Here is a 7309-nt window from a genome sequence, read left to right as displayed (position 1 = left end):
CGATCTGTAGTAAAATGAAAGTGCTCTTGCATGGGGATTCTCCTTTCGAATGGTAGGTTGCACTTTCATTCTACAGGAGATCCGCCAGGCAAGGGCTATTTTTATGCTTGATCAAGTTTATCTAGCACCACGGGTTGAATTTATGCAAATGGATGTCCAATCTTTATCATTTCCAGCTTGTTCGTTTGACATGATTGTCGCAAGTTTAATTGTCAGTGTTGTGCCAAATCCGGAAAAAGCAATATTAGAAATGGCAAGGGTAGTAAAAAAAGGGGGAACCATCATTATATTCGACAAATTTGCGCCTAAACATAAAGAACTTTCGGTCATGAAAAAAATCATTCGCCCTGTCATAAAGCTGCTTGGAACGGACATAGGCGTTTCATTTGAAAAGGTTTATGGGGCTATCAAACATGAATGCTGCGTCACTGAAGATTCCGATGTAATGATGCGCGGCATGTATCGAAAAATTGTATTGAAAAAAATAGCTGGCTGTACAAGTATGTAGAAAGTTAAGAAAATAATTTTAATTTAAAAGAATGGTATAATTGTATTTAGTCCGCTGATAATGTTTCCATCTATGAAGGAGGAATAAAAAATGAAGGAATTATCGAATGCCCATCCAGCTAAAGTCCGCGAATATATTCGCAGAAATGAATGGAGAAAGCCCACATCCGGTCTTGCCAACGGGTTTACCCAAGCGAATTTAGTCATTTTAAAAAAAGAATTGGCTTTTGAATTTTTATTATTTTGCCAGCGCAATCCTAAGCCATGTCCGGTGATCGATGTGACAGAGCCGGGGTCTCCGGTTCCACAGCTTGTTGCTCCTGATGCTGACTTGCGGACAGATCTTCCGAAATATCGAATTTATCGAAATGGAGAATTAGTGGAGGAAGTCGATAATATTATTTCTTATTGGGAAGATGATATGGTTGCTTTTCTGCTTGGATGCAGCTTTACTTTCGAGAAAGCTTTGCTGGATAACGGAATTCCGGTTCGCCATATTGAATGCGGCACTAATGTACCGATGTATAAAACGAACATTCCTTGTGTCAAGGCCGGGCGCTTCGAAGGCCCTATGGTTGTCAGCATGCGTCCGATTCCGGAAAAAGACGTCGTGCGGGCCGTTCAAGTAACGAGCCGTTTTCCAGCTGTTCATGGGGCTCCTGTCCATATCGGGAATCCGGAATCCATTGGCATTCAAGATCTTCAAAAACCGGATTTTGGCAACCCTGTTCCGATAAAAGATGGGGAAGTTCCGGTGTTTTGGGCGTGTGGAGTGACACCACAGGCAGTGGCAATGCAAGTAAAGCCGGAATTGATGATCACTCATGCGCCTGGCCATATGTTTATTACCAATTTGCGCGACGAACAGTTTGGCGTTTTATAATGAATTAGGACGAAGGAATCCGCTTTCGAAATACGTATTTTTAGCTGGATTCCTTTATTTTTTTAGTTAGATGTTGGTGGAAATCGAGAAAAGTGTTGTAAAACCTTATGTGTACAATTCCATTATGGGGAGTGTATGAAATGTTGGTTGGACGATGCGGGGGGCACAAAAGTATTCAGACATAAATCAACGGATAAATATGTTTGATTTTCTTTAAATAAAATGTAATAATTTTTCTTACAGAAGACGAGCTATCTATCGTTGCGCATTTTTTGCAAATTTTATTAGAAACACTTTAAGTGGTGGTGAATTCGATGGATAGAGTAGAAGTAGGGGATTGGGTAAAAGGGAAAACAAAAAACGGAGAATTAGTATACGGTTATATTGAAACAGCAAATCCACTGCAAGAAATCGTCAAAATAAAAGTGATGGATTCTGATAATAAAGAAATCGTTGGAAAAACCGTTGAAACGTTAAAGCATTGGGTGAAAAAACTCCCTATATCGGCCTTTGAGGATGAGGAACAGATTAAGGCGTTAATTGATATTGCTTTGCAAACGAAGGATGAAAGCTGGTTTATGGAACTGTCCGCCAAACTAAAAGCGATAAAACAAGCTGAAAAAGAAAATGAAAAAAAGAATGACGACCACCCTTCTTTTAAAACAGACAGGGAACATACGGCATGAGAGGCTGAAGGCTCGGACAATCGATGATGGTTCGCGCAATTCCATCTAAACCGTGACATGGGTGCGGCTTCTTGAAGCATATTCAAATTGGCCGAATTTCATAATTGAAATGGAGGCAGGGGGCTGAATCTCGAAAATTGGGGAACAGCCCCTTAATGTCATTGACTTGCGTGCGTAAAGGGAATGATTGAGAAATGTTTTTTGTAACGGAATGGAGCGCGTTATTTGCGCTCTATTCTGTTTGTTCACTGTAAAATTTCAGAAAAGTTCCATGAGCGCGCTTTGCTCTCCGCCTGGCATGAAATAGCCGCTCCAAGCGCGCGCATTTTCATGGAAAAATATTTATATAACGTTCAAGAGATGGATTTTTTTACACTAATTTCGTGGCATTAATGGCCAAAAGGATGCTTATATTGTGATATATGTAACAGACAAAAGGTTTATTTCTTTATTATGATTTTACAAAAAAGGGTGTAGAACAATGAGCAACATGAAATGGTTTCCATCTCGATTTAATGCCATTTCACAAACAGAAAGTGGAGAACTCATTCTTTATAATAGTTATACAGGCGCGATCGGTGTTGTGAGAGAAGAAGAGAAAAAAGCAGTGTTGCAAGCATTAAAGCGGAGCGGCATCGATCGAGAATTATTGCCTGTCGAAAAAATGCTTGTGGAATGCGGATTTCTTGTTCCGGAGCAAGTAAACGAAGAAAAGCGCGCTCAATTTTTGCACCAAACTTTACATCGAACGGATGTGATGCATCTCATTGTACTTCCTACAGAGGCATGCAATTTTCGCTGTACATACTGCTATCAAGATTTTTCGCGTGGAAAGATGTCCCGCAATGTTGTGAATGGGCTAAAACGTTTTTTAAAAAATAAAATCCCTAGATTGGAGCATCTTACTGTCAGTTGGTTTGGTGGGGAACCGCTATTAGCGTATGATATTATCGAAGAATTAAGTGAAGTGATCGTAGAATGGACCGATCGCCATGGCGTAGCCTATCAAGCAGAAATGTCTACGAACGGCTATTTTTTATCTAAACAAACATTTCAAAATTTGTTGAAATATAGAGTGAGCCGCTTTATGGTGACACTTGACGGAAGCAAAGACGTACACGATTCGCGCCGATCCCTTACGAATCGAGGACCTACGTATGAGACGATAATAAACCATTTGCTCGATATCCAGACATTAGATGATTCTTTTGAAATTTACATTCGCATTAATTTTGATGAAGACAATCTTTCACACATTCCGCGTTTTTTAGAAGAGTTAGCTGGTTATTTTGCGGGAGATTCGCGCTTTCAAATTTTTTGTCGCCCTGTTGGAAAATGGGGTGGAGCGAACGATGAAGATTTGCTGATCTGCGACCATCGCACCGCAGAGACAAAAATATGGGAGTTTACGGAAATTGGCATTCATTGTGGATTAAATATGAGTTCGATCATTGAATCGATGTTAATGCCTACTGGGGCAGTTTGTTATGCAGCTAAGCCACACTCGTTTGTCGTTGGCGCCAATGGTCAAGTGTATAAATGCACTTGTTTCCTTCATGAGGAATACAACCATGTTGGATGGCTTCATGCTGATGGAACAATGGAAGTTGATTTCGATAAATTAGCTTTGTGGGTCACGTCAGGAGAAGAACAAGATAAACATTGCCAAGCTTGTTTTTTTCGGCCGGCATGCCAAGGGAATCATTGTCCGATGTACCGCATACGCAAAGGAAAACGTCCTTGCCCTTATGAAAAACGGAAAATTAAACAAGTGTTGCGCCTAATTTATGCCAACAGTCTAAAACAAAGTAACAGTGGTGTGAAGATGTAGGGCGATGAAGTCCGAAATTTTGTGTAAAAAGAAACGGCGCAAAAAGCTGTTTAATTTTCCTAACGCCTAAATTTGCTGGACCGAGAGCGAATTTTTACACAATCATCATGGTTTGACCATTTAGGGCGCTATAAAACGCTTTCATGCTTGACGGGAGCAGCGCAACGTATAAAAAACATTTCCCAACAAAGGGTAGCGCCAAAAGTTCTATGAAAACTCTATCTCCGCCATCCCATGGAGCATCTTGAGGCATCCTTGGAGCCGGATTCGCCCTTGGCCAACACCCGCCAAAGGTGCGAAAGGAACGTCAAGGGCGACGGGGACAAAAAAGAGGGAGGAGGTGAATGATATGCAGATTTTGCGTCCAGCTGTATCTCCAGTCACAGCGTCTAATTCAGGAAGACTTTCAAAATCTGTTCCGGGCAATTTAAAATAACATCCATTTAAACTTAGTATAAATTTCTATCAACTGATTCGAAGCACAATAGCCAATATCGGCAATTCCACGAAACCGTTTGGTGTGATACATTTGGGGTGAATGACACAGTTCGATCGGCATGCTGTCCATGACCGTATACGCACGGTGTTGCCCGCGCTTGGCCAGCTGGCGCCGTATCCACTTGATCGCAAAGCCAAGCGCCCGGCAGCGACGGTTGTGAGAACGTTCAGGGAACAAAGCCTTGGAAAACAAATTTCCTAGATCCGTTCGGAAATGAAGCCTAGTAACTTTCCAAGGACATGGACGGCGATGATGACCTCGTCCTTCTGTTTCAACCAATGACGATTGCGGCGTTGAAGAGGAATCTGGATGCTCGATAGTTGAGTGGATACAAAACACAAAATCGCTCCATATTGTTTTTGAAATTTGGCTCGATCTGTTAATGAAAGTGCTCTTGCATGGGAATTCTCCTTTGCACTTTCATTTTAAGGAAATCCTCATGCAAGGGCCGTTTTTATGCTTATCTGATTTTATCTAGCACGCACCACAGGTACATAGTATAAAATCCCTTAAGAGGAAGGAATTAGAGGGGATAAGTATATAACCCTTACAGGTAGACAGCGAAAAAAAGAGAACGGAGACATTTGATATGCTGTTCTTAGGAGTCTGCCTGGAAAGGGATTTTTTATGGCAAAGAAAGTACAAACTTTTAACACCTATTTCGAATGTCTGAAACGGTAAGTCGTTCATTTGAAATTGGAAGAGGGATGGTCTTATTGGCGGCACCGTGAACATTTTGGAATCAAGAGTGATGTCTAGATTACACAATGGGTCAAGAGAGTTCGATGTGACAAGTTATTGTAAAATCAATGGGAAGTGTGGAATCGCAAACATTTTCCAGTTTGGAAGAGGAAAAACTATGCATAGCTTCGATTTTTTGCTCTAGTTTGCAACATAAAGATGGTTGGTAATTTATAGGGAGGAGAAGGAGTGATCGGAGGTAGCTACCGTCATGAAAACTCAAGAAGTTTTTATGTAATATTTTATTACATAAAATGTCGCAAAAATCTAATTTTTCTGTTGACAAAAATAATATAATCAAATTATATTTATATTTAAGTTAAGAAAAATGACATAAATGGGTATATGTAATATTTTAATTCATTATTATGTAATAAAATATAACAATTAAATATTGCTGGATTTTTCTTTTTTTACATATCCTCTTCTTTGTTCTGGTTATCTAATGCTAGTCATATGATTGGAACTGAAAAAGTAGTTATTAAAAGGGGTGATGACAGTCCTTATGATTTAGGTGGAAAATGCGATTTTGGTCCAATCGTTAGGCATGATCAAGAACCTATTTTTTGTGAAGCAAAAGTACTTTACTGAAGGAGGAGAGAAGCTATGGCTGTAAAAAAACCGACGATTGAACAATTAAAAAGAATTGCAGAGGAGTTTAATCTCACTCTCACGGACGATGAATTATCTTTATATCAAGAATTAATGGAAAGCACGATTGAATCCTACAATCGTTTAAATCAACTTGTAGAGCCTAGTCTCCCAGTAAAATATCCACGCACTCCAGGGTATCGTCCAAGTGCTGAAGAAAACCCGTACAATGCATGGTATTGGAAAACTAGCATAAAAGGAAATAGTACTGGAAAATTAGCGGGAAAAACAATTGTTCTAAAAGATAATATAAGTCTAGCAGGTGTTCCTATGATGAATGGCTCAGCTATTCTAGAGGGTTTTGTACCTGACGAAGATGCTACCATTGTAACTAGAATACTTGATGCTGGTGGAGAAATTGTAGGCAAAGCTGTTTGCGAAGATTTGTGCCTATCTGGCGGTAGCCATACTTCTGCAACAGGCCCCGTCTTAAATCCACACGATCCTGCTAGATCATCAGGTGGTTCTTCTAGTGGATGTGCAGCATTGGTTGCTGCAGGTGAAGTTGACATGGCCATAGGCGGCGATCAAGGAGGATCTATTCGGATTCCTAGTTCTTGGTGTGGAGTTTATGGTCTAAAGCCTACATACGGGCTTGTTCCTTATACCGGCATTTTTCCAATTGAACAGACGATAGATCACACTGGACCTATTGCTAGAACTGTTGAGGATGTCGCTTTGTTACTTGAAGTGATAGCTGGTGAAGATGGCTTAGATCCAAGACAGTCGGGGTTGGAAGTGAAGCCATATACAGAATCACTTGTTGGTCATGCTAAGGATATTAAAATCGGAATCGTAACGGAAGGCTTTGGCTGGGACGGGCTGTCCGAAGAAGATGTAGATCATTTAGTGAGAGAAGCCGCATATTCTTTGGAAAATAGTGGAGCAAAAGTAGAAGAAGTATCTATTCCAATGCATCGGGATGGTATTCACATCTGGAATGGAATTGGTATAGAGGGTCTTACCTCCTTAATGGTCAAGGGAAATGGCATGGGAACGAATTGGAAGGGGCACTATAGTACTAAACTTTTAGATGCCTATGGTAAAGCACGAAAAGTAAGAGCCAACGAATTTTCGGATACAGTGAAAATGACAATCTTACTTGGACAGTATATGCAGGATCAATATAACGGGAAATATTATGCTATTGCACAAAACCTAGCTCGAAAATTAAAACAAGCTTATGATAATGCACTAAAAACATATGACGTGCTGATTATGCCTACTACACCGATGAAAGCAACAAAAATTCCTTCTTCAGATGCTTCAAAGGAAGAAATTATTACGAGAGCTTTAGAAATGATTTATAATACTGCACCATTCAATGTTACAGGACACCCAGCAATGAATGTCCCATGCGGAAAATCTGAAGGTCTGCCTGTCGGGATGATGATCGTTGGAAGACATGGTGAAGATGACACTGTTTTGCGTGTTGCTCATGCTTTTCAGTCTACACATGAACGTGTTGCTATAAATGCATAAATTTACAACTAGGATTACAGATATTACAA

At 40.2% G+C, this 7309-nt stretch carries 5 protein-coding genes and 2 pseudogenes; 6 read left to right on the top strand and 1 reads right to left on the bottom strand.

Translation table 11 applies throughout. The features are described from left to right. The first annotated feature begins 49 nt into the window (after positions 1-49). The 4 genes from BM278_RS03185 to BM278_RS03170 all read left to right on the top strand — a co-directional run bounded on the left by BM278_RS03185 (position 50) and on the right by BM278_RS03170 (position 3907). On the top strand, positions 50-508 hold the full coding sequence (locus tag BM278_RS03185) for a class I SAM-dependent methyltransferase (protein WP_279625735.1): 459 nt from the start codon (positions 50-52) through the stop codon (positions 506-508). Positions 509-598: 90 nt separating this feature from the next. Next, a complete protein-coding gene (locus tag BM278_RS03180) occupies positions 599-1390 on the top strand; it encodes a putative hydro-lyase (RefSeq protein WP_090947913.1) in 792 nt (263 codons plus the stop codon). Between the two features lie 314 nt (positions 1391-1704). Next, a complete protein-coding gene (locus BM278_RS03175) occupies positions 1705-2076 on the top strand; it encodes an IDEAL domain-containing protein (RefSeq protein WP_090947912.1) in 372 nt (123 codons plus the stop codon). A gap of 481 nt (positions 2077-2557) precedes the next feature. Next, positions 2558-3907 (top strand): radical SAM/SPASM domain-containing protein, encoded by a 1350-nt coding sequence (locus BM278_RS03170; RefSeq protein ID WP_090947911.1) that lies wholly within the window; start codon positions 2558-2560, stop codon positions 3905-3907. Positions 3908-4376: 469 nt separating this feature from the next. Here the strand turns inward: BM278_RS03170 and BM278_RS03160 are convergent. Further along, a pseudogene (locus BM278_RS03160) lies at positions 4377-4806 on the bottom strand (transposase family protein); the annotation flags it as partial. Positions 4807-5033: 227 nt separating this feature from the next. Here BM278_RS03160 and BM278_RS19125 point away from each other — a divergent pair. Together BM278_RS19125 and BM278_RS03155 are read left to right on the top strand one after the other, a co-directional pair. Continuing rightward, positions 5034-5207: pseudogene (locus BM278_RS19125) on the top strand (IS3-like element ISBth8 family transposase); the annotation flags it as partial. A 546-nt stretch (positions 5208-5753) separates the two neighbouring features. Beyond that, positions 5754-7280, top strand: a complete 1527-nt coding sequence (locus tag BM278_RS03155; RefSeq protein ID WP_090947909.1) for an amidase — start codon at positions 5754-5756, stop codon at positions 7278-7280. Positions 7281-7309: the final 29 nt, after the last annotated feature.

It is taken from the genome of Parageobacillus thermantarcticus, from assembly GCF_900111865.1.
GTDB lineage: Bacteria > Bacillota > Bacilli > Bacillales > Anoxybacillaceae > Parageobacillus > Parageobacillus thermantarcticus.
Note: the sequence above shows the minus strand (reverse complement) of the source record. Positions and strands in the feature narration are given on the sequence as shown.